General features: G+C 61.4%; 18 protein-coding genes. 9 read left to right on the forward strand and 9 right to left on the reverse strand.

Annotated features, from left to right (window positions below; all coding sequences use genetic code 11):
* Nucleotides 1-113: 113 nt before the first annotated feature.
* Nucleotides 114-3,041 (forward strand): aminotransferase, encoded by a 2,928-nt coding sequence (locus tag QTL56_RS11560; RefSeq protein WP_245137817.1) that lies wholly within the window; start codon nucleotides 114-116, stop codon nucleotides 3,039-3,041.
* A gap of 161 nt (nucleotides 3,042-3,202) precedes the next feature.
* Nucleotides 3,203-3,610 carry a DUF3307 domain-containing protein gene (locus tag QTL56_RS11565; protein WP_245137818.1) on the forward strand — a complete coding sequence of 136 codons (408 nt, stop codon included), beginning with the start codon at nucleotides 3,203-3,205 and terminating at the stop codon, nucleotides 3,608-3,610.
* Between the two features lie 9 nt (nucleotides 3,611-3,619).
* Here the strand turns inward: QTL56_RS11565 and QTL56_RS11570 are convergent, their stop codons facing one another.
* The gene (locus QTL56_RS11570; protein ID WP_245137819.1) at nucleotides 3,620-4,513 is read right to left on the reverse strand and encodes a LysR family transcriptional regulator; all 894 of its coding nucleotides are present in this window, start codon (nucleotides 4,511-4,513) and stop codon (nucleotides 3,620-3,622) included.
* A gap of 150 nt (nucleotides 4,514-4,663) precedes the next feature.
* On the opposite strand from QTL56_RS11570, the gene QTL56_RS11575 reads away from it, so the two are divergent.
* From QTL56_RS11575 to QTL56_RS11585, 3 genes are all read left to right on the forward strand, one after another.
* Nucleotides 4,664-5,947, forward strand: a complete 1,284-nt coding sequence (locus QTL56_RS11575) for an NAD(P)/FAD-dependent oxidoreductase (protein ID WP_245137820.1) — start codon at nucleotides 4,664-4,666, stop codon at nucleotides 5,945-5,947.
* Nucleotides 5,948-5,985: 38 nt separating this feature from the next.
* Nucleotides 5,986-7,527, forward strand: a complete 1,542-nt coding sequence (amaB, locus tag QTL56_RS11580; RefSeq protein WP_245137821.1) for an L-piperidine-6-carboxylate dehydrogenase — start codon at nucleotides 5,986-5,988, stop codon at nucleotides 7,525-7,527.
* Between the two features lie 122 nt (nucleotides 7,528-7,649).
* On the forward strand, nucleotides 7,650-9,191 hold the full coding sequence (locus QTL56_RS11585) for a bifunctional aminoglycoside phosphotransferase/ATP-binding protein (RefSeq protein WP_245137822.1): 1,542 nt from the start codon (nucleotides 7,650-7,652) through the stop codon (nucleotides 9,189-9,191).
* Here QTL56_RS11585 and QTL56_RS11590 read toward each other — a convergent pair.
* The 4 genes from QTL56_RS11590 to QTL56_RS11605 form a co-directional block, all read right to left on the reverse strand.
* Nucleotides 9,178-10,098, reverse strand: a complete 921-nt coding sequence (locus QTL56_RS11590) for an energy transducer TonB (protein WP_245137823.1) — start codon at nucleotides 10,096-10,098, stop codon at nucleotides 9,178-9,180. The two genes, QTL56_RS11585 and QTL56_RS11590, sit on opposite strands and share 14 nt — an antisense overlap.
* Nucleotides 10,095-10,574 (reverse strand): TonB system transport protein ExbD, encoded by a 480-nt coding sequence (exbD, locus tag QTL56_RS11595; protein ID WP_245137824.1) that lies wholly within the window; start codon nucleotides 10,572-10,574, stop codon nucleotides 10,095-10,097. Before exbD ends, QTL56_RS11590 begins: the two co-directional genes overlap by 4 nt.
* 4 nt (nucleotides 10,575-10,578) lie before the next feature.
* Nucleotides 10,579-11,721 carry a tonB-system energizer ExbB gene (gene exbB / locus QTL56_RS11600; RefSeq protein WP_245137825.1) on the reverse strand — a complete coding sequence of 381 codons (1,143 nt, stop codon included), beginning with the start codon at nucleotides 11,719-11,721 and terminating at the stop codon, nucleotides 10,579-10,581.
* A 148-nt stretch (nucleotides 11,722-11,869) separates the two neighbouring features.
* Nucleotides 11,870-12,799, reverse strand: a complete 930-nt coding sequence (locus tag QTL56_RS11605; RefSeq protein WP_245137826.1) for a 1-phosphofructokinase family hexose kinase — start codon at nucleotides 12,797-12,799, stop codon at nucleotides 11,870-11,872.
* Nucleotides 12,800-12,972: 173 nt separating this feature from the next.
* Between QTL56_RS11605 and QTL56_RS11610 the strand changes: the two genes are divergently transcribed.
* On the forward strand, nucleotides 12,973-13,647 hold the full coding sequence (locus QTL56_RS11610) for a riboflavin synthase subunit alpha (RefSeq protein ID WP_289393185.1): 675 nt from the start codon (nucleotides 12,973-12,975) through the stop codon (nucleotides 13,645-13,647).
* 13 nt (nucleotides 13,648-13,660) lie between these two features.
* Here the strand turns inward: QTL56_RS11610 and QTL56_RS11615 are convergent, their stop codons facing one another.
* Nucleotides 13,661-14,044 (reverse strand): response regulator, encoded by a 384-nt coding sequence (locus QTL56_RS11615; RefSeq protein ID WP_229576061.1) that lies wholly within the window; start codon nucleotides 14,042-14,044, stop codon nucleotides 13,661-13,663.
* A 214-nt stretch (nucleotides 14,045-14,258) separates the two neighbouring features.
* On the opposite strand from QTL56_RS11615, the gene QTL56_RS11620 reads away from it, so the two are divergent.
* Nucleotides 14,259-14,636, forward strand: a complete 378-nt coding sequence (locus tag QTL56_RS11620) for a hypothetical protein (RefSeq protein WP_229576062.1) — start codon at nucleotides 14,259-14,261, stop codon at nucleotides 14,634-14,636.
* A gap of 41 nt (nucleotides 14,637-14,677) precedes the next feature.
* The gene (locus QTL56_RS11625) at nucleotides 14,678-15,169 is read left to right on the forward strand and encodes an MgtC/SapB family protein (protein WP_229576063.1); all 492 of its coding nucleotides are present in this window, start codon (nucleotides 14,678-14,680) and stop codon (nucleotides 15,167-15,169) included.
* An 18-nt stretch (nucleotides 15,170-15,187) separates the two neighbouring features.
* Here QTL56_RS11625 and QTL56_RS11630 read toward each other — a convergent pair whose 3' ends face one another.
* The gene (locus tag QTL56_RS11630) at nucleotides 15,188-15,976 is read right to left on the reverse strand and encodes an SDR family oxidoreductase (protein ID WP_245137827.1); all 789 of its coding nucleotides are present in this window, start codon (nucleotides 15,974-15,976) and stop codon (nucleotides 15,188-15,190) included.
* Nucleotides 15,973-16,164, reverse strand: coding sequence for a DUF3008 family protein (locus tag QTL56_RS11635; RefSeq protein ID WP_229576065.1), 192 nt, complete (start codon nucleotides 16,162-16,164; stop codon nucleotides 15,973-15,975). Before QTL56_RS11635 ends, QTL56_RS11630 begins: the two co-directional genes overlap by 4 nt.
* 141 nt (nucleotides 16,165-16,305) lie before the next feature.
* Here QTL56_RS11635 and glgX point away from each other — a divergent pair, with 141 nt between their 5' ends.
* Entirely contained in the window at nucleotides 16,306-18,384 is a 2,079-nt protein-coding gene (gene glgX / locus QTL56_RS11640) for a glycogen debranching protein GlgX (protein ID WP_289393186.1), read from the forward strand.
* Between the two features lie 9 nt (nucleotides 18,385-18,393).
* On the opposite strand, the gene QTL56_RS11645 is transcribed toward glgX, so the two are convergent.
* Nucleotides 18,394-19,401 carry a PAS domain-containing protein gene (locus QTL56_RS11645; RefSeq protein WP_229576067.1) on the reverse strand — a complete coding sequence of 336 codons (1,008 nt, stop codon included), beginning with the start codon at nucleotides 19,399-19,401 and terminating at the stop codon, nucleotides 18,394-18,396.
* Between the last annotated feature and the right edge of the window lie 198 nt (nucleotides 19,402-19,599).

Here is a 19,599-nt window from a genome sequence, read left to right on the forward strand (position 1 = left end):
CTGACATGGGCGCCGGCAACGGCGCCCACCGCCTTTGCTCCCGCCGTTCTGCGGGATAGACGCCGAGCAAGGCTCTGCTAATCTCCCGTCATGATTCCCCTGGGAGAAACCGTATGGCCGACTCGGATCTGCTCCAGCGCACCGAATTGCCACGCCCGAACGTCTCGCTCGACGACGCCAAGTTCATCTTCAGTGAATTCTATGGTTTCAGTGGTCCCATCCGGGAACTCGGCAGCCAGCAGGATCGCAACTTCCAGATCGACACCGGCACGGAACGCCTCGTCCTGAAGGTGACGCGCGCGGAATATCCGCGCCACGAGCTGGAAGCCCAGAACCACGCCATGGAGCATCTTCGCAGTCTCGACACAGGCTTGCGTATTCCTGAGCCGATCGCCGCCCTTACAGGAGACTACATTCCGCAGATCGAGCTCGACGGCGAACGCTACTGGATCAGGCTGCTCTCCTATCTCGATGGTCAAGCGCTGACCCGCCAGAAGCATCTCTCGGCCGAAACCGTCGCCGCCTTGGGCGATGTCGTGGCGCGTGTCGCCCGTGGACTGAAGGATTTCAGGCACGACGGCCTCGACCGGGAACTGCAATGGGACCTGCGCCGGGCAGGCCCGATCGCCCTGCATCTGCTCAAATCCATTACGGACCAGAAGCAGCGAGACCGGATTGCCAAGGCCATGATCATGGCAGTCAAGCGCATCCAGCCGCTTGCCCCCAGCCTCCGCATCCAGGCCATCCATCACGACATCACCGACGACAATGTCGTCGCTACACCGGACGCCGCAGGGCGGCTGATGCCGGATGGCGTAATCGATTTCGGTGACGTGCTGTATGGCTGGCTGGTGGCCGATCTCGCCGTCACCTGTGCCGCATTGCTCCACCACGCCGACGGCGATCCATTTTTCATCCTGCCGGCGGTCAAAGCCTTCCACGAAGCCTACCCGCTGAGCAATGAGGAACTGAAAGCTCTTTGGCCGTTGATCGTCGCGCGGGCCGGAGTGCTCGTCGCCAGCAGCGAGCATCAGTTGTCGATCGAACCGGACAACGACTACATACTCGGCAATGTCGACCATGAGCGCGCGATCTTGGAGGTCGCCACATCGGTGCCTTATCCGTTGATGGAGGCCGCAATCCTGGACGCTGCCGGCGCGAGCAACGATGCGCCGGACATCGAGATTTCGCATCTGCTGCTCCCGTCGCTCAAGCCCGGCGATTTCCGGCTGACCGACCTGACCGTCACCAGCCCGGACCTGCCGCGCGACAGCTGGGCAGACCAGGAGATCGACTGGAAGCTGCTTGCACGTGCCGCGGTGGAAACCGGTGTCGCCTCGACCCGCTATGGCGAGTATCGGCTGTCTTACACCAAGCTTCTCTCTGCAACGGCGCCGGCCACCTTTGCCCTGCATATCGACGTCTGTCTTCCCGGCGCGACGGAAGCTTTCGCCCCTTTCGATGGCACCATCCTGCTCGACGGGCATCATCTCATCCTCTCTACGCATGCTCTGTCGCTTCATCTCGATGGCATCGACTGCAGCTTGGAAGACGGAGCGAGCGTCACGGCGGGTGATGCCATCGGCAAGGTGGCAGGCGCGGCCGGCGGCATTGGCGGCCTGCGAATTCAGTTCTGCCGCGATCCCGATCTCGTTCCGCCACTCTTTTCAAGACCACAGCAGAGCACCATCTGGCGGCGCCTCTGCCCGTCCCCGTCATGCCTCCTCGGTGTCGGCGTGGACGCGCCCGAAACGGACAGCGCCGCCGTACTGGACCGCCGCCACAGGAGCTTCGCCAAACCGCAGAAGCACTATTATACCAATCCGCCACAGATCGAACGCGGCTGGAAGGAGCATCTCTTCGACGTAAAGGGCCGCGCCTATCTCGACATGGTCAACAACGTGACGATCCTCGGTCATGGCCACACCCGCCTGGCAGGTGCCGTTGAGCGGCAATGGGCGCTGCTCAACACCAATTCCCGCTTTCACTACGCGGCTGTCGCAGAGTTTTCGGACCGGCTGGCATCTCTGGCTCCGGAAGGGCTGGACACCGTCTTCCTCGTCAACTCCGGCTCCGAAGCCGTCGATCTCGCACTAAGGCTGGCCTGGGCCCATAGGGGCCATCGCAATATCCTGAGCTTGCTTGAGGCATATCACGGCTGGACGGTTGCCAGTGATGCCGTTTCGACCTCGATCGCCGACAATCCCCGCGCCCTGGAGACCCGCCCAGACTGGGTCCATCCGGTCCTGTCACCCAACACCTACAGGGGCAAACATCGCGGCGACGGATCGACGGAAGCCTATGTCGCAGCTGTCGCCGAAAAGATTGCAAAGATCGTAAACAGCGGCGGGCAGCTTGGCGGCTTCATCGCCGAAAGCGTCTATGGCAATGCGGGTGGTATTCCGCTGCCCCCCGGATATCTCCGCGCAGTCTACGATCTGGTTCATGAACGCGGCGGTCTCTGCATCGCCGACGAAGTGCAGGTCGGTTATGGCCGGCTCGGCCACCACTTCTGGGGCTTCGAGCAGCAGGGCGTCGTGCCTGATATCATCACGGTCGCCAAGGGCATGGGCAACGGCCAGCCGCTTGGCGCCGTGATCACACGCCGGGAGATCGCCGATAGTCTGGAGAAGGAAGGCTACTTCTTCTCGTCGTCCGGCGGGAGCCCCGTAAGCTGCGTGGTCGGCATGACGGTCCTCGACATCATGCATGACGAGGGCCTGCAGGAGAATGCACGCGTCACCGGCGATCATCTCAAAGCCCGCCTTGAAGCTCTCGGCCAGCGTTTCCCGCTTGTCGGCGCCGTTCATGGCATGGGTCTCTATCTCGGACTGGAATTCGTTCGCGATCGGGAGACACTTGAGCCGGCGACGGAGGAAACGGCCGGGATCTGCCAGAGGTTGCTCGATCTCGGCGTGATCATGCAACCGACGGGCGATCATCTTAACGTTTTGAAAATAAAGCCACCGCTCTGCCTTAGCCGCGAAAGTGCGGATTTCTTCGTCGACATGCTGGAAAAGGTGCTTTCCGACGGCTGGTGACAACCCCACAGGCACTACCATGGCCCTAACGGGCAGCACCGAAACGCCATCTTTATGTAAAGGAAGCGCAAAGCGCAAAACTGAGTAGCCCAAAAGGCCGCTTCACAGCGTTTTGGAGAGTGGTCTATCTTCGGTCAGGTCCCAATGCCGAAGGAACGTTCATGCCCACCATGCCGGAGCAAATCTCCACCCAGCTTTTCATCTGGGCCGTCGCTCTGTTCATCATCAAGCACTTGGTGGCCGACTTCCTGTTCCAGACAAGCTGGATGGCAAAGGGCAAGGAACAACCGACGAACTGGCGTGCTCCGCTGCTCGCCCATATCTCGGTACACGCGGCCGGCACGTTGCTCATAGCTCTCCTGCTCGCTCCACAGCTTGCCTGGCTTGCCGCGATCGATTTCGTGGTGCACGGGCTGATCGACAAGAGCAAGACCTTCGTGCAGAAGCGATACCGACTGAATGTCGAGCAGGCCGCCTACTGGTGGCTTCTCGGCACCGACCAGACACTTCATCACCTGACGCATCTGGTCTTCGCCGTCTGGATCGCAGCGACGGCCACCGCCATCTGATCGAAGACTTCAGGTTCCGGACAATTCCCGCAAGATCCACGCGCGAAAGGCGACGAGAGGCGGATACTCCGCCCTTTCGCGTGGTGAGGCGAGATAGTAGCGTTGCGCACTCCGCATCGGCCGGTCGATGGCAGGGACGAGTTCGGCCCGTGCAAGCTCATCCTGGATCAGGAAGGTCGGCAACAACGCAACGCCCAGGCCACCGATTGCCGCCTGAGATGCCGTGGCGAACTGGTCGAAGAGCATGCCGTGTACGCTCTCGAACGCGATGCCGTTTTCGGTGAACCAGCGCTCCCAGGCATCCGGCCGCGTGGTAAGATGCAACAGCGACGCGGCGAGCAGATCGGCAGGCTTCTCGATCGCGAGCTTGCGTCTGTAGTCGGGGCTGCAGGCCGGAATGGTCTCCTCCTCCATCAAGAGGGTTAGCTCCGCACCCGGCCACACGGCATCGCCGAAATGGATCGCCGCGTCGATGGAATCGAGGCGGAAGTCGAAGGGAGACAGCCGCGTCACCAGATTGATCGTGATGCCGGGATTGGCTGCCAGAAACTGACCGAGACGGGGCGCGAGCCAGCGCGCGCCGAAGGTGGGCAGGATCGCCAGATTCAACGTTCCTCCCTGCGGATTGGCGCGCAGGTTGAGCGAAGCGCTCGAAATGCGCCGGAGCGCCTCACGGATCTCGCGAGCATAGCTGTCGCCCGCGACCGTCAGTCGTATCGTCTGCCGTTCACGCAGGAAGAGCTCCACCCCGAGCTGGTTCTCGAGCGCCTTGATCTGGCGGCTGACGGCGCTCTGAGTGAGGTCGAGTTCACGTGCGGCCGCCGTGATGCTCCCGGTACGCGCCGCAGCCTCGAAGGCGGCCAGCAAGGAAAGCGACGGGAGGAAGCGGCGCGCGGGGAGCATTGGTCATGCCTTTTCGGAATGATCTGTTGAGAATTTATCGCTGGAATGGGGTAGAACGCTCTTCTAGAAATCACAAGACAGTACGAGGCGGAATGATGCACCCTGAGTGGGCTGCGGGCCTCGAAACCATTGAGAGCCCGGGGCCATGCAATGCTGAACGATCCTCGCTCCCACGGACTTTGGGAAAAGACGGCCCCGGCTGCTCCACAGGCACCGCCGCTCGACGGCACGGCCAAAGCGGATGTCGTGATCGTCGGTGGCGGTTATACCGGCCTCTCCGCAGCCCTGCACCTCGCCGAAGCCGGGACCAGCGTCATTCTCCTCGAAGCCAAGGAAATCGGCTTCGGAGGCGCGGGCCGCAATGTCGGGCTGATCAATGCCGGCATGTGGGTCATGCCGGACAACCTGCAGGGAGAACTCGGCCCTGTTTATGGCGAACGTTTGCTCGAACTCCTCGGCAACGGCCCGCGCGCGGTGATGGATCTGATCGATCGTCACGGGATCGAATGCGAGCTTGAACGCACGGGCACCCTGCACTGCGCCGTGGGAACCAGCGGGCGCAAGGAGATCGAGGCACGCGCCGAGCAATGGCAACGTCGGGGTGCACCGGTGGAACTGCTCGATGAAGCGCAGACCGAATACAAGATCGGAACACGTGCGTATCAAGGCGCTCTGCTTGACCGCCGCGCCGGGACGCTGCAGCCCCTCGCCTATGCAAGGGGACTTGCACATGCGGCACAGAAGGCCGGAGCGGTTCTGCATACGGCAAGCCCGGTCGTGTCCTACGACAAGTCAGCAAAGGGGTGGCGAGTCTCAACCGCGCAAGGCTCCGTCGATGCGCAATGGATCGTTGTCGCAACGGATGCCTATAGCCACGGCCCCTTCGCCGCCGTGCGCGAGGAACAGGTTCACCTGCCCTATTTCAACTTCGCCACCGTCCCGCTCAGCGACAACTTGCGTAAGTCTGTACTGACGGAGCGCCAAGGGTGCTGGGACACGAAGGAAGTGCTTTCCTCCTTCCGCTTGGACAAGGCGGGGCGAATGGTCTTCGGCAGTGTCGGCGCCTTGCGCGGCACCGGCCTTTCCATCCACCGCGCCTGGGCGCAGCGGGCCCTGAAGGCGATCTTCCCTCAGATCGGCGACATCGCCTTCGAAAGCGAATGGTACGGCCAGATCGGCATGACCACCAATGCCCTGCCGCGTTTTCACAAGTTTGCGCCAGGCGTCATCGGCTTTTCAGGCTATAATGGCCGCGGCATCTCGCCGGGGACCGTTTTTGGAAAGACGATCGCAGGCCATATCCTCGGCCAGATAGCAGAGGGAGAACTTCCCCTGCCACTTACCGATCCACAAGCACCGGCCTTCCGCACCCTGAAGGAAACATGGTACGAGGCCGGCGCCCAGGTGGCGCATCTGGCCGGCGCACGATTTTGAACAAACAAGAACCAGGTAGACCTGACGGAAGGACCACCATGACCCTCGCCACTCTCAAGTTTTCTGCCGAAACGGCAACCCTCATGGCAAGCTTCGGCGTCGACGCCAAGGCACTGACTGGCGGCACGCTGTCGGTACGTTCGCCGATCAACGGTGAGAAAATCGCAGCCGTCGCCGAAATCTCGGCCGACGACACCCGCAAGGCCATCGACGCGGCCCACAAGGCCTTCCTCGAATGGCGCCTCGTACCCGCCCCGCAACGTGGCGAACTGATCCGCCTGCTCGGCGAGGAACTGCGCGCCGCCAAGACCGAGCTCGGCCGCCTGGTCTCCATCGAAGTCGGCAAGATCACCTCGGAAGGCCTGGGCGAAGTTCAGGAAATGATCGACATCTGCGATTTCGCCGTCGGTCTGTCGCGTCAGCTCTACGGCTTGACGATCGCAACCGAACGCGCCGAACACCGCATGATGGAAACCTGGCACCCGCTCGGCGTCACCGGCATCATCTCGGCCTTCAACTTCCCTGTGGCGGTCTGGTCGTGGAACGCAGCACTGGCTCTGGTCTGCGGAAACTCCACGATCTGGAAGCCGTCGGAAAAGACCCCTCTCACCGCCATCGCCACCCATGCGATCTTCGAAAAAGCTTTGAAGCGTTACAACGCCCAGGGCGGCAAGGCCCCGGCCAATCTCTCGACGCTCCTGATCGGCGGCCGTGACATCGGCGAGATCCTCGTCGATCATCCGAAGGTCCCGTTGATCTCGGCAACCGGCTCGACCGCCATGGGCCGCGCTGTCGGCCCGCGCGTCGCCGCCCGCTTCGGCCGTTCGATCCTCGAACTCGGCGGCAACAATGCCGCCATCGTCGGCCCGACCGCCGATCTCGATCTGACGCTCCGTGGCGTTGCCTTCTCCGCCATGGGCACCGCCGGCCAGCGCTGCACAAGCCTGCGCCGCCTCTTCGTCCACGAAAGCGTCTACGACACGCTGGTGCCGCGCCTCGTCAAGGCCTACGGCTCCGTCACCATTGGCAACCCGCTGGAAGCCGGCAACCTGATCGGACCGCTGATCGACAAGGGCTCGTATGAGCGCATGCAACACGCCCTGGAAGCCGCAAAGGCCAATGGCGGCAAGGTGCACGGCGGCGACCGCGTCCGCTCTGACGAAGCAGCTGAAGCCTTCTACGTGCGCCCGGCGCTCGTCGAAATGACGGACCAGTGCGGCCCGGTCGTTGAGGAAACCTTCGCCCCGATCCTCTATGTCATCAAATATGCCGATTTCGACACGGCGCTCGCGCTCAACAACGATGTGCCCCAAGGTCTCTCGTCGTCGATCTTCACCAACGACATCCGCGAAGCCGAAGCCTTCGTCTCCGACCGTGGCTCGGATTGCGGCATTGCCAACGTCAACATCGGCCCGTCGGGTGCCGAAATCGGCGGTGCCTTCGGTGGTGAGAAGGAAACGGGCGGTGGCCGCGAATCCGGCTCAGACAGCTGGAAGGCCTATATGCGCCGCCAGACCAACACCGTGAACTACGGCCGCACCCTGCCACTCGCCCAGGGCGTCAAGTTCGACATCGACTGAGTGTGCAAGGGCCGGTGGACATCCACCGGCCCTTCTTCCCTGCGACAAAGGTCGATGCGCAAGATGCTGGCCTTCGTTTCGCGAATGGTCGAAACTGCGCCGACCGTCACGCGGGAGGATGCATGTTAGTCGAGGATCAATCCGTCGCGATCGCCTATCTCCGGGACCCGGCAAGCCATGGGATCACCTCAGCCGTGGAGGTGATCGAGACCCATATATCCCTGATTTTTCTGGCGGGCGAAAAGGCCTACAAGCTCAAACGGGCCGTGAAGCTACCCTATGCCGACTTCTCGACGCTCGCGCTGAGGCAGCGCTATTGCAAGGCAGAACTTGCGCTCAACGGGCGCACGGCGCCGGAAATCTATTGCGGCGCAAGGCGGATCACGCAGGACGCTTCTGGCAAAATTTCATTCGACGGCGACGGAGAGACGATCGACTACGTCGTCGAGATGCATCGCTTTTCCCAGGACATGCTGTTCGACCGCATGGCAGAACGCGGCCAGTTGTCCAAGCCCCTGATGGAAGAGACGGCCGAACGCATTGCAGACTTTCACAGGATTGCCGGGGTCGTTCACAGGAGCAGCGGGAAGCAAAACCTCTCCGCAGTCCTCGATATCAATGATGCGGCCTTTTCAGCCGTGACGCTCTTCAGCGCGGAGCAGACAACCGTCCTCAACACCTTGTTCAGAACGGCTCTCGATCGTCACGCGCCGCTGCTCGACGAGCGGGAGCGCGCCGGCATGATCCGCCACTGTCACGGCGACTTGCACCTTCACAACATCTTTCTTGGCCCCGAGGGGCCGCGCATGTTCGATTGCATCGACTTCAACGATAACCTCGCAGAATCCGACATCCTCTACGACCTTGCCTTCCTGCTGATGGACCTCTGGCACCGGAACCTGCCTGATTTCGCCAACGCCGTCGTCAACCGGTATCTCGACAGGACCGGCGACGATGCGGGCTATGGTCTCTTCCCATTCCTGCTCGCTCTCAGAGCCGCGATCCGCGCCCATGTCGGCGCGACGCAATTGCGCGATCTGGGTGATCAGACCGGCCATGCCGCCGAAGAGGCACGGGCCTATCGGGCGCTGGCACTTGACTTGCTGCGAGAGGAGGAACCGATATTGGTCGCGATTGGAGGCCTGAGCGGTTCAGGCAAATCGACACTGGCCGAAGCCATAGCCCCTCAGCTGGGCCTGCCACCCGGTGCCCGCCTTCTCGAAAGCGATCGCCTCCGCCGCGCTATGCTCGGCCATGTCAGGGGGGCACCGATGCCGGCAGAAGCCTATCGGCCGGAGGTATCCAAGACAGTTTATGCCGCAATGACTGAAAAAGCCGAACTGGTGATCAATGCCGGCGGCTCCGTCGTGGCCAATGCCGTTTTCGCCCGTGCCGAGGAAAGACAAGCCATAAAGCAGGTCGCGGAGAAGACCGGAGTGCGATTCGTCGGACTGTGGCTTGAGGCCGACCCGTCGATCCTGCGGTCCCGCATCGGAATGCGCCCTGTCACCGACTCCGACGCGACGGCCGATGTACTGGACCAGCAACTCTCCCATGGTACCGGCGAGATCGACTGGATTCGGGTAGATGCAGGAAAGCTCCGCGCATTGGTTGCGCGCAAGGCGTTGGCCTTGGTGGCCCAGGCCAGGCTCAGCGCAGATTGAAGCGCACCGGAGCCGTGATCGTCTTGTTGACGCCTTCAGGCGGTGCCGGGACTGGCGACGCCGCCCGCACCATATCGAGCACAGCACTGTCGAGCGCAGGATAGCCCGACGAGCGCGACAACGAGACCGAAAGCACATTGCCGGAATTGTCGATCCGGAAGCGCACATAGACCGTGCCCTCTTCGCGATTACTGCGCGCGGCGCTCGGATAACGCTTGCGGCGCTCGAGATGCGACATCAGTCGCGACTGCCATCGCGCTGGCGAGATGCTGCGACCGGAACCATTGGCCGTCGCTGCAGCGGCATTGCGGGTCGACTGGGCCACTTCGGCCTTTGCCGTGCGCGCGGCCTGGCTGGCCGGCGGCTGCGCCTGCTGCTTCTTTACCACCTTCTTGGGCGCAGGTTCTTTCTTCTTCTCGACCTTCGGCCTCGGCACCGGAGGCCGCATCATGGGGATCGGAACCTCGACATTGTCGAGTTCCGCCATCACCATCTGCTCGATCGGATCGATCTCCGGCGGCGGCTCGGGCAAGGGTTCGGTCACGGGAGGCGGTTCCGGCAAGGCCTCTGCCACATCCGGTTCCGGTTCTGGCGGCGGAGGCTCCGGCAAGGGCTGCGCCACCGGATCGGGAACGGGTTCCGGCAAGGGTTCGCTGGACGCGGTCTTCACCTCTTCGGAATCAACCTCTTCCGTCGAGATCTCGTTCTCTTCGGTGATCACGGCTTCGGGTTCGGGCGCAAGTTCGATCATGATCGCCGGCGGTGGTCCGTTCTCGGCGACGACCATCTCGGGTTCGCGCAGGAGAACCGCAACGGCGCCTGCATGCGCGGTAGCAATCAACAGACCGGCCGTGGTCCACAACAGCCCCTCACCAACGACACGTCTCGTGGAGCGGGGCTCGATCATGGCGCGGTCTCCACCGGGGTCGGCCCCGGATCTGTCCCTGGCTCTTGCACCGTCGGCAAGCTTTCCAGACCAACGAGCGCGATTTTCAGGTAACCCGCGTCCCGCAACAGGTTCATGACCTCCATGAACTGGCCGTAGTCCACGGTCTTGTCTGCGCGCAGGAAGATGCGGGCATCCTTATTGCCCTCCGTCATCTTGTCGAGCGACGCACCGAGCCCCTCGCGGACGACGGTGTCATTGCCGAGCGACAGGCTCATGTCTTCCTTCAACGTCACATAAACAGGCTCATCCGGGCGATCGGCGGGCTTGGCCGTCGAGGCGGGCAGATCGACATTCACATCGACAGTCGACAGCGGCGCCGCAACCATGAAGATGATCAGCAGCACCAGCATGACGTCGATAAAGGGCGTTACATTGATCTCGTGGTTCTCGACGAGATCGTCACCCGAGCTGTTGTCGCGAATACCACCGGCCATCTGCTCACTCCGCCGCCATCGCCATGCTCGCCTGAGCGATCCTTGCACTCTTGCGGAAGTCGAGATCGCGGCTGACGAGCCGCTCGATGCCGGCACCGGCATCGGCGAGCAACTGGCGGTATCCCGTCACTGAACGGGCAAAGACGTTGTAGATGATGACGGCCGGAATGGCCGCGACCAGGCCAATGGCCGTCGCGAGCAGCGCTTCTGCAATACCAGGCGCCACGACCGCGAGATTGGTGGTCTGCGTCTCGGCAATACCGATAAAGGAGTTCATGATACCCCAGACCGTACCGAAAAGACCGACGAAGGGCGCGGTCGAGCCGATGCTCGCGAGAACACCGGTCCCGTTCGACATCTGGCGTCCGGCCCGCGCCTCGATCCGCGCAAGCGCCGATGCGACACGTTCCTTGACCCCGTCACCTCCCACCTGGTCGATTGCAGCGTCCGAAAGGCGCATTTCGTGTTCGGCGGCGCGAACCATGGTCGCCACCACACCACCACGCTTTTCAAGCGCCTGAAGAGCATCTTGCAGCTGGTGCGCCCGGGTGACGGCCTTCAGGCCGCCCTTGGCCCGAGCCCGTGCGCCGAAAAGCTGCAGCGACTTGGCGAGCCACACAGTCCAGGTGAGCATTGAGGCGAATGCCAGCGAGATCATCACCGACTTGACGACCCAATCGGCCGCCATGAACATGCCTTCCGGCGACAGGTCATGCGGCAGACCGGTTTCCGCAGCGGTCGGTTCCGCTTCCGTAGCGACCGGCGTCGGTGGCAGCAGAGCAGCACCAGCGGGGTTGGCCACGGTCCCGCCCGTCGCGGTATCCGGCACAGGGGCTTCTGCTTGCGCAGCCGCAGGAATACTCAGTGTGTCCGGCGCTGTTGATCCAGCGGTCACAGGCGCAGATACGGCAGTTTCCGGCGAGGCAGGCAAAGTCGTTGTGGAGGCTCCCGTCGGAGTCTCGGCTTCCTGGCTATTTGCTGCCGAGGGAACCCCTGGAGCGCGCTCCGTCGAGGCCTGCGGTGCATTGATCGGGGGCGGGATAAATCCCGGGCTCGTTTCCTGTGCATGAACACCAGTGGCGGACAGGATGACGGTCAGGAGAAGGCAAAATCGCTTGAGCGAAGGTCCCGAATGAGTGAGCGGCATTGGGAGCTCCCTGTAAACTGATGATAAAAATCGGACGCCTTAAGCCGCGTCTCCACGCTGCCCTCCAATATAAAACTTGATTGTCATTGACAAGTAATAAAACAAGCCGGGCGCGGTATTCCCGTGGGCGTGATCCGTCCGACAGGATTCAAGCGCGCCGCTGCTCGCGCTCGAACAGGTCGAACACATCGCCACGACGGCAAAGCTCGGTTCCGGCGGTCATCACCGTGGCCGCCCCGGAAGCCTGCCCGAACCGGAATGCCTCCTCGACATCCCGTCCCTCGGCCAGCGCCCAGACCATGCCTGCGACGAAGCTGTCACCCGCACCCGTCGCCGAGTTGACGGGAACATCAATTGCCGGCAGCCGAATGATGCCATCCGCCGTAGCGAGAACCGCCCCGTCGGCACCAAGCGTCACTGCGATATACTGGGCAGCACCTGTTCGGACATAATCCTGTGCTGCGGGTCCGACCTCTTCATGGGTCAGCTTGCGCCCGAGAAATGCCTCGAACTCCCCCAGGCTCGGCTTCACCAGGAACATGCGCGATCTGGAGAGGGCTTCCGACAGTGGAAGCCCCGACGTATCCAGAACCAGTCGCGCGCCCTTGGCGGCGATGATTTCGGCAAGCCGCACATAAGTATCGTCGGGTACGCCGCGCGGCAGACTGCCACTCGCCACGATGATGTCCGCATCGCTCGCCGCGATCGCCTCGAAAACGGGAGCCAGTTCCTCCTCCGTCACGAGGGGCCCCTCCGGCACGAAACGATATTCGAGATTGGTGGAGGTTTCATGCACCGCATACGCGACGCGCACCGGATCGTGGATCGGGAATGGCCGCGCGGTAACCGGCAGCCGCTTCAGCATGGCCTCGAGCAACTCGCCGGTCGCGCCACCGGAGAGGAACATCAGTTCGCAGACACCGCCGAGCGTGGCGATCACACGCGCAACGTTGATCCCGCCGCCGCCGGGAAATTGCTGCTGATTGTGCGTACGCGTCTTGTGGGTATGTCGAACGACCTCGGCATCGCTAGAGATATCGATGGCCGGATTGAGAGCGAGGCAGAGAATTTTCGTCATCGAATTACCACCAGATTGAAATTTAGCGCGCAGACTGCCGCATGCACACGACAGATCTAGGACAACCGGAAGCAAGATCGCAACCCGGTCGAAAGCCGCATGTGCCCAACCGGCCCACGTCCCCGGCGTTCCTGAAGCGGTAAAATGCTGAACACAGAGTCCCGTGGCAGGGATTGTCTTTGGCCCGCGAGACATTACCTTCGCTGCGCATCACCGAGGAAAGCTTCATGTATACCGGCATTGTCCAAACCGTCGCCCCGATCAAGTCCATCATCCGTCATGATGGCTATACAACCTTCTTCATCGAGTTGCCGGAACGGCTGATGGTCGATCTGCAGATCGGCGCGAGTGTCAACGTGGAGGGTGTCTGCCTCTCTGTGACGTCGATGGACGGCGCGATCGTGACCTTCGATGCAATGGATGCAACTCTGGATCGGACCAATCTCGGCGGACTGAAGACAGGGGACGGCGTCAACATCGAACGCTCGGCAAAACCGACCGACGAGAACGGCGGCCATAACATCGCCGGACACATTGCGACGACCGCCGAACTTGTCGGCGCGAAAATGGAGATGCCGGGCGCCCATGTTCGCTTCCGGGTGCCGGACGAATGGGCCAAATACGTTTTCAAGCGCGGCTATCTTGCCGTGAACGGAGCCAGCCTGACGGTCGCAGAAGCAGACGGTGACGAATTCACCATCAACCTGATCCCGGAAACCCTGCGACAGACGACTTTCCCGCGCTACAAGCCTGGCGACCTGCTAAACATCGAAGTTGATCACCAGACCATGGTCATGGTCGATGTCGTGGAACGAACGCTTGAGCGCTTGATGTCAAAACGAAGCTGACGCTCACTTCGGGTCAGTGGCTGCTAGGCGCGGGAACGTCTTTCATCAACGATACGAGCACCTGCCTGTAATCAGCCGGTTTGGCCGCGCAGAGTTCCGGCGGGATACCCTTGTCCTCGATCTCCTTGATCGCCGACCCCGACACGATGCGGAACGGTATCCCACTGCGCCGCAGTTTTTGCACGATCGGCGTCACGGCACCGTCCTTGACCATGAAGTCGAGTATCGCGCCCGAAATATGTTCCGTTTCGAGGATCTCAAGTGCGTCACAGACCGTTTCGGTGGTGATTACATTGACGCCTGCCCGCGCGACGGCGTCGGCAGCGTCCATTGAGATGAAGACATCGTCTTCGACGATGAGGATCGTATCGATGGCGAGGGCCTGTCCTGGTCTCATTTCGGGTCTCCCTTTGCCTTCACAACGCCGCTGACACTGCTTTGTTCAGATTTTCGTAAAATGCCAAACGGCATGGTAAACAACACGTTAAGTCGAACAATGCGTATCATCCCCGTCGAGTCCACACGTCGAACCTTTTTCCCTCGCACGCGCATCCATGGAACAACACGACTGGTCTAGCGTTTCCCCGGCAACTCAAATCGGGAGATCAGTCATGCAGATCATCGGGACCGAAGTCACCGAAGCAACGGGCGCAAACGAGGGCTTCCTCGTGGAATTCATGGGGGACGGCGGAGAGCGCGTTTCCGTGCGTCTTGCCCAATCAGAGAATGGCGGCCTGAGCCGCGACAATGCGCTCGCCAAGGCTCAGGTTGTGCTCTTGCAGGCCAGCCGTTTCGGTCTTTCGACCGATGACGGGGACGATGCGGCATCCGAACCCAGCGACGCGGTCGAAAGCCTGCGCCAGGAGCAGGACAAGCGCGATCGCGGTGACAGTGAACTGGAGGAAGGCTTGGAAGATACCTTCCCGGCGAGCGATCCGGTCTCGGCAACCTACACCTCGACAGTCGGTGCCTCCGAAGACAAACATTAAGCAGAGGCGATGGGCACCATTTGGTGCCCATCGATCATGACATGCCATCAGAACTCACGAGTTTCGGCACGCCGACAAGCTTGGAGCTCTCAGCCATCATCATCCGGCTGCTGATTGCCCTCGTTTGCGGGGCGGTCGTCGGCTTCGAGCGGGAATGGCGGTCCCATGCCGCAGGTCTGCGGACCCATATCCTCGTCTGCCTCTCGGCAGCGATCGTCGCCATCCTCACAATTGAAATCACCAATCATTCGGCCTTCTCCAGCGACGCGATCCGCCCGGACCCCATCCGCCTCATCGAAGCGGTGACAGCCGGAATTGCCTTCCTCGCGGCAGGAATGATCGTCTTCAACAAGGGTGAAGTGAAAGGTTTGACCACGGGTGCGGGTCTCTGGTTTGCCGGTTCGATCGGCCTCGCCTGCGGGCTGGGCTTCTGGCAGATTGCCCTGATCGCGACACTGTTTGCGGTTTGCGTGCTCTGGCTGATCCATCGGCTTGAACATCATATTCCCCTGCCGCCCAACGATCCCGACTGACAGGAGACAGCGAGCCGATCACCGAAGAAGGCTCTGGCCTCCATCGACCCAGATCGGTGTTCCCGTCACATGACGGGAGGCATCGGACGCGAGAAAGGCTATGACATCAGCCACTTCGGCGGCAGTGCCGGCTTTTCCTCCCGTCAGAGGAATATCCCCTTCAGGAAATTCAACCGGCACCTCGGCTTCACGCTGCTTCCGCGTGCGGGTATTGTCATCGATCTCTGTATCGATCGCACCAGGGCATACGGCATTGATACGGATCCCGTATTGACCGAGCTCGAGGGCAAGTTGCTGTACCATAGCAAGTTGGGCTGCCTTGGTCGCTGAATAGGCCGTCGCTCCAGGTGTCGTGAACGTCCGCGTGCCGTTGATCGACGAGACGACGACAATGGACCCGCCGCTGCTCTTCATTTGCCGCACGCTATGATGAAGCGTCAGATAAGTTCCCCTGAGATTGACGGCGATCGTGCTGTCAAACTCTTCTGGCCTCAGATCGTCGATCGGCGCCCATGTTCCATTGATACCCGCATTGGCGACCACGATATGCAGTCCCCCGCGTGCGTTGACCAGGCGCTCGACAGCCTGCTCCATTTCGCCTGCTTCGCTGACATCCGCGACCAGCACGATCCCCTCGCCGCCACTGGCCTGGATCTCGTCGAGCGTCTCCTGCAACTCATCCTCTGTTCGGCCGAGCAATCCGACGAGCGCACCGCCGCGGGCGAGCCGCAAGGACGTGGCCCGGCCAATGCCGGATCCGGCGCCCGTAACCAATGCTGTCTTCCCTTCAAATGCCTTGGAATTCATGAGCGATCCTCGGCATGCTCTGGCTTCCCCTTGCGCTTCACCGAAGCAAGCTCTTCCAGTTCGGTCTCGCTCATGCTCTTCTCCATGCTGCGGGACGCGCCCTTCAACTCGGATTTCTTGGTATCGCCGCGTTTGGCGGAAAGCGCGGCACCCGCAGCTTTCTGTTGTGCTTTCGATTTCGCTGGCATGGGGATCTCCTCGGTCAGGGCCAACAGGGAGGCATGAACGAGAGAACCACCAGCGCCTTGGAAGGTTCCGGCGGGACAGCAACGGAACAAAGCCGCACGCTGGCGAATTAAGCTGCGCAACTCCATACATTTGAGGATCACATGGACGCCATGAGCACGCATTTCACCGTCATGCCCGGCGAGTGGCAACAACTCGGGGCGTGCTTCGACGGCGAGGGCACCAACTTTGCACTCTTTTCGGCCCATGCCGAACGTGTAGAGCTTTGCCTGTTCGACGACACTGGCAGCGTCGAAATCGCACGGATCGAACTGCCGGAATACACAAATGAGGTATGGCACGGCTATCTGCCGGGCGTGAAGCCGGGTCAACTTTACGGCTATCGGGTACATGGCCCCTACGAGCCTGAAAACGGTCACCGTTTCAATCCGCACAAGCTTGTCATGGATCCCTATGCGCGCGAACTCGTCGGCGACTTCGCCTGGTCAAAGGCGCATTTCGGCTACGATCTGGATGCCGAGGAAAAAGATCTGTCCTACAACACGCTGGACAGCGCTTCATGCTCGCCCAAGTGCCGCGTCATTGATCCGGCCGCCAGCCGGATTTCCAACGGCTTCAGGCAAATCCCCTGGGCCGACACGATCGTCTACGAGACTCATGTCAAGGGCTTCACCCAGTTGCATCCGGCCATACCTCCGGAACTTCGGGGCACCTTCGAGGGTCTGGGACACAAGGCTGCCGTCGACTACGTGAAGAGCCTCGGCATCACATCGATCGAACTGCTGCCGGTGCATGCCTTCCCGGATGACAGCCATTTGATGGAAAAGGGCCTTCACAATTTCTGGGGCTACAATACGATCGGCTTCTTCTCACCTGCCAGCCGCTATTATGGCCCCAAGGGTCTCGCCGGCTTCCGCGACATGGTGCGGTCCTTCCATGACGCCGGCATCGAGGTCATTCTCGATGTCGTCTACAACCACACGGCCGAAGGCAATGAACTGGGGCCAACCCTCTCCTTCAAGGGCATCGACAATTTCTCGTACTACCGGACGATGCCCGACAATCATCGCTACTACATCAACGACACCGGAACCGGGAATACGGTCAACACTTCGCACCCGCGGGTGCTGCAGATGGTCATGGACAGCCTCCGCTACTGGGCAGAGGAGATGCATGTCGACGGATTCCGTTTCGACCTCGGCACCATCCTTGGCCGCGAGCCCGAGGGCTTTGACCAGCGTGGCGGCTTCTTCGACGCCGTAACGCAGGACCCGGTGCTTTCCAGGGTCAAGCTTATCGGAGAACCTTGGGATATCGGTCCGGGTGGTTATCATGTCGGCGGCTTCCCGCCGGGCTGGGCCGAGTGGAACGACAAGTATCGCGACTCGACGCGCGAATACTGGTTGAACGCCGACAATACCTCTCAGGACTTCGCGGCCCGGCTTCTCGGTTCAGGCGATATCTACGACCTGCGCGGACGCCGCCCCTGGGCAAGCGTCAACTTCATCACGGCGCATGACGGCTTCACCCTCAATGACCTCGTTTCCTACGACCAGAAGCACAACGACGCCAATGGCGAAGACAACAGGGACGGCCACGACCACAATCGCAGTCACAACTATGGCCATGAGGGACCGACCGATGACGCGGAGATCAACGCGATCCGCGATCGCCAGAAGCGAAATTTCCTGGCCACGCTCTTCTTCTCACACGGTACACCCATGCTGCTCGCTGGCGATGAATTCGGCCGGTCGCAGATGGGCAACAACAACGGCTATTGCCAGGACAGCGAGATCAGCTGGCTGCATTGGGAAGACCTGCCGCAAGGGTGTGAAGATCTGAGGGAGTTCAGTCGACGCCTCATAGCGCTTCGCAAGGCGCAACCATTGCTGCGTCGTGCGAACTGGCGGGACGGCATGCAAATCGATTGGTACAATGTCGATGGAGGCCACCAGGAAGCCGAGCATTGGCTGGACGGAAATCCCCTCGCCCTCAAGCTGCAGCGTCGCGACCTGGAGGGAGAGGATGGGGTCTGGCCTGAAATTCTGCTTCTGTTCAACCCGATCGCGGAGGACATCGATTTTTCCCTGCCCGACACCGGCGGTGGAAGCTGGCAGCTGGAGCTGACAACCTTCGACATTGAGCACAGGGGCGATGTGGCCGAGGAGGGCCAAAAGGTTAAGCTGCAGGCGCGCACGCTCGCCCTGTTCAGGCGAAGGTGAACCTGACGCTCAGTCCTGCGAGGCTCTCTGGAGAACTTCGAAATCATAGAGCTGCCCGGCGACAGAAATGCGCCGGGCGGAGATGACCACGGGTATGACGCTTCCGGACGAATCGCGGATCTCGCCCAGCATCCCGGTATATCCACCGTCCCGGTCCAGCAGCATGAGGCGTTCAGCCCGGGCCTCGCTGCCGAAGACAACGCCCGAGGCGACCATTTCACTGCCGCGGATTTCGTCCCAGCTCTTGCCGACAAGCTCGAGATAGGCCTGATTGACACGGACATAGCGCGAGCTTTTCTGCCCGATGGTGGAAATCGAGAAGGCGACGGGCGAAAGCTCGAAGAGCGCCTGGACAACGGGGCCCGAAAGGGCGGTCATTTCAGCCTGCTCCATGACCTCCCGAGAGACCAGCTTGTCCTCGTTCACCGGCGCGATCTCGTAGTCGGCCGGCATGACCAACTCGTCCCGGAGAACAGCGACGAAGCGCCAGAGATCCACTTCCAGAAACTGCGGCTTATGCGTGTCGTCGACGCTCTCCAACTGGACCGGCAGTGCCGCGATGGCACTCGACAGCCGTTGGGTCTCCTGTGAGCTGCGAGCGTCGGCAAGCAGAGCCTGCAGCTTGCCGAGTGCAATTGAGCGCAAATTCGCATAGGCCTGCTGCAGCTTTTCTGCCCGCTCGGCTTCGACGGCTTCAACGGCGCGTGAACCATCCGCAATAGGCAATGCTTCGAGCAAGGCCCAGATACTGCGCTCCTGGGGGGACGCCTCGTTGAGAACTCTGCCCTGAGGGGCATAGCGGATCAGACTGAGGATCGTATCAACGCCGAAGGTGTTGGCATCGGCGGGCACGACCTGACCGTTCGACCCGGCAGAAAGCGCTGTCAGCCGCGTTGGCCCGCCATTATCATCGAAATAGACTGAGACTTCAGTGATCGTGTCCGGGAAGTGGAGCCAGGGATGCTCGCTGCGAAACGCCATCAATGCAGCAGAGTCGAGTACTGTCAGAGCATACATGGCGCCTCCTCCACAATCGGCTGGGAGTGCCCTGCACCCCCATCCCGCTCCTTCGAGCCGGAATCGCCTTACATCAGCATAAAGCAAATCGCAGGGCTTCTGCACGTGTTTCTACGAGGCCACAAGGATATGAATGTTTGTGCTGAAACGCTGCAACCTCGGCGCTGGCGCAAAACTGCGACAGCGCCGAGGTCCAAA

It is taken from the genome of Peteryoungia algae, assembly GCF_030369675.1.
Classification (GTDB): Bacteria; Pseudomonadota; Alphaproteobacteria; order Rhizobiales; family Rhizobiaceae; genus Allorhizobium; species Allorhizobium algae.

What these genes read in the sequence shown, in the direction of transcription:
- QTL56_RS11645 (WP_229576067.1), bottom strand. Translation starts at nt 19,401, where the DNA reads ATGTATGCTCTGACAGTACTCGACTCTGCTGCATTGATGGCGTTTCGC.
- QTL56_RS11560 (WP_245137817.1), top strand. Translation starts at nt 114, where the DNA reads ATGGCCGACTCGGATCTGCTCCAGCGCACCGAATTGCCACGCCCGAAC.
- exbD (WP_245137824.1), bottom strand. Translation starts at nt 10,574, where the DNA reads ATGGCCGGTGGTATTCGCGACAACAGCTCGGGTGACGATCTCGTCGAG.
- QTL56_RS11615 (WP_229576061.1), bottom strand. Translation starts at nt 14,044, where the DNA reads ATGAGACCAGGACAGGCCCTCGCCATCGATACGATCCTCATCGTCGAA.
- QTL56_RS11565 (WP_245137818.1), top strand. Translation starts at nt 3,203, where the DNA reads ATGCCCACCATGCCGGAGCAAATCTCCACCCAGCTTTTCATCTGGGCC.
- QTL56_RS11630 (WP_245137827.1), bottom strand. Translation starts at nt 15,976, where the DNA reads ATGAATTCCAAGGCATTTGAAGGGAAGACAGCATTGGTTACGGGCGCC.
- amaB (WP_245137821.1), top strand. Translation starts at nt 5,986, where the DNA reads ATGACCCTCGCCACTCTCAAGTTTTCTGCCGAAACGGCAACCCTCATG.
- QTL56_RS11620 (WP_229576062.1), top strand. Translation starts at nt 14,259, where the DNA reads ATGCAGATCATCGGGACCGAAGTCACCGAAGCAACGGGCGCAAACGAG.
- QTL56_RS11635 (WP_229576065.1), bottom strand. Translation starts at nt 16,164, where the DNA reads ATGCCAGCGAAATCGAAAGCACAACAGAAAGCTGCGGGTGCCGCGCTT.
- exbB (WP_245137825.1), bottom strand. Translation starts at nt 11,721, where the DNA reads ATGCCGCTCACTCATTCGGGACCTTCGCTCAAGCGATTTTGCCTTCTC.
- glgX (WP_289393186.1), top strand. Translation starts at nt 16,306, where the DNA reads ATGGACGCCATGAGCACGCATTTCACCGTCATGCCCGGCGAGTGGCAA.
- QTL56_RS11585 (WP_245137822.1), top strand. Translation starts at nt 7,650, where the DNA reads ATGTTAGTCGAGGATCAATCCGTCGCGATCGCCTATCTCCGGGACCCG.
- QTL56_RS11625 (WP_229576063.1), top strand. Translation starts at nt 14,678, where the DNA reads ATGCCATCAGAACTCACGAGTTTCGGCACGCCGACAAGCTTGGAGCTC.
- QTL56_RS11605 (WP_245137826.1), bottom strand. Translation starts at nt 12,799, where the DNA reads ATGACGAAAATTCTCTGCCTCGCTCTCAATCCGGCCATCGATATCTCT.
- QTL56_RS11570 (WP_245137819.1), bottom strand. Translation starts at nt 4,513, where the DNA reads ATGCTCCCCGCGCGCCGCTTCCTCCCGTCGCTTTCCTTGCTGGCCGCC.
- QTL56_RS11590 (WP_245137823.1), bottom strand. Translation starts at nt 10,098, where the DNA reads ATGATCGAGCCCCGCTCCACGAGACGTGTCGTTGGTGAGGGGCTGTTG.
- QTL56_RS11575 (WP_245137820.1), top strand. Translation starts at nt 4,664, where the DNA reads ATGCTGAACGATCCTCGCTCCCACGGACTTTGGGAAAAGACGGCCCCG.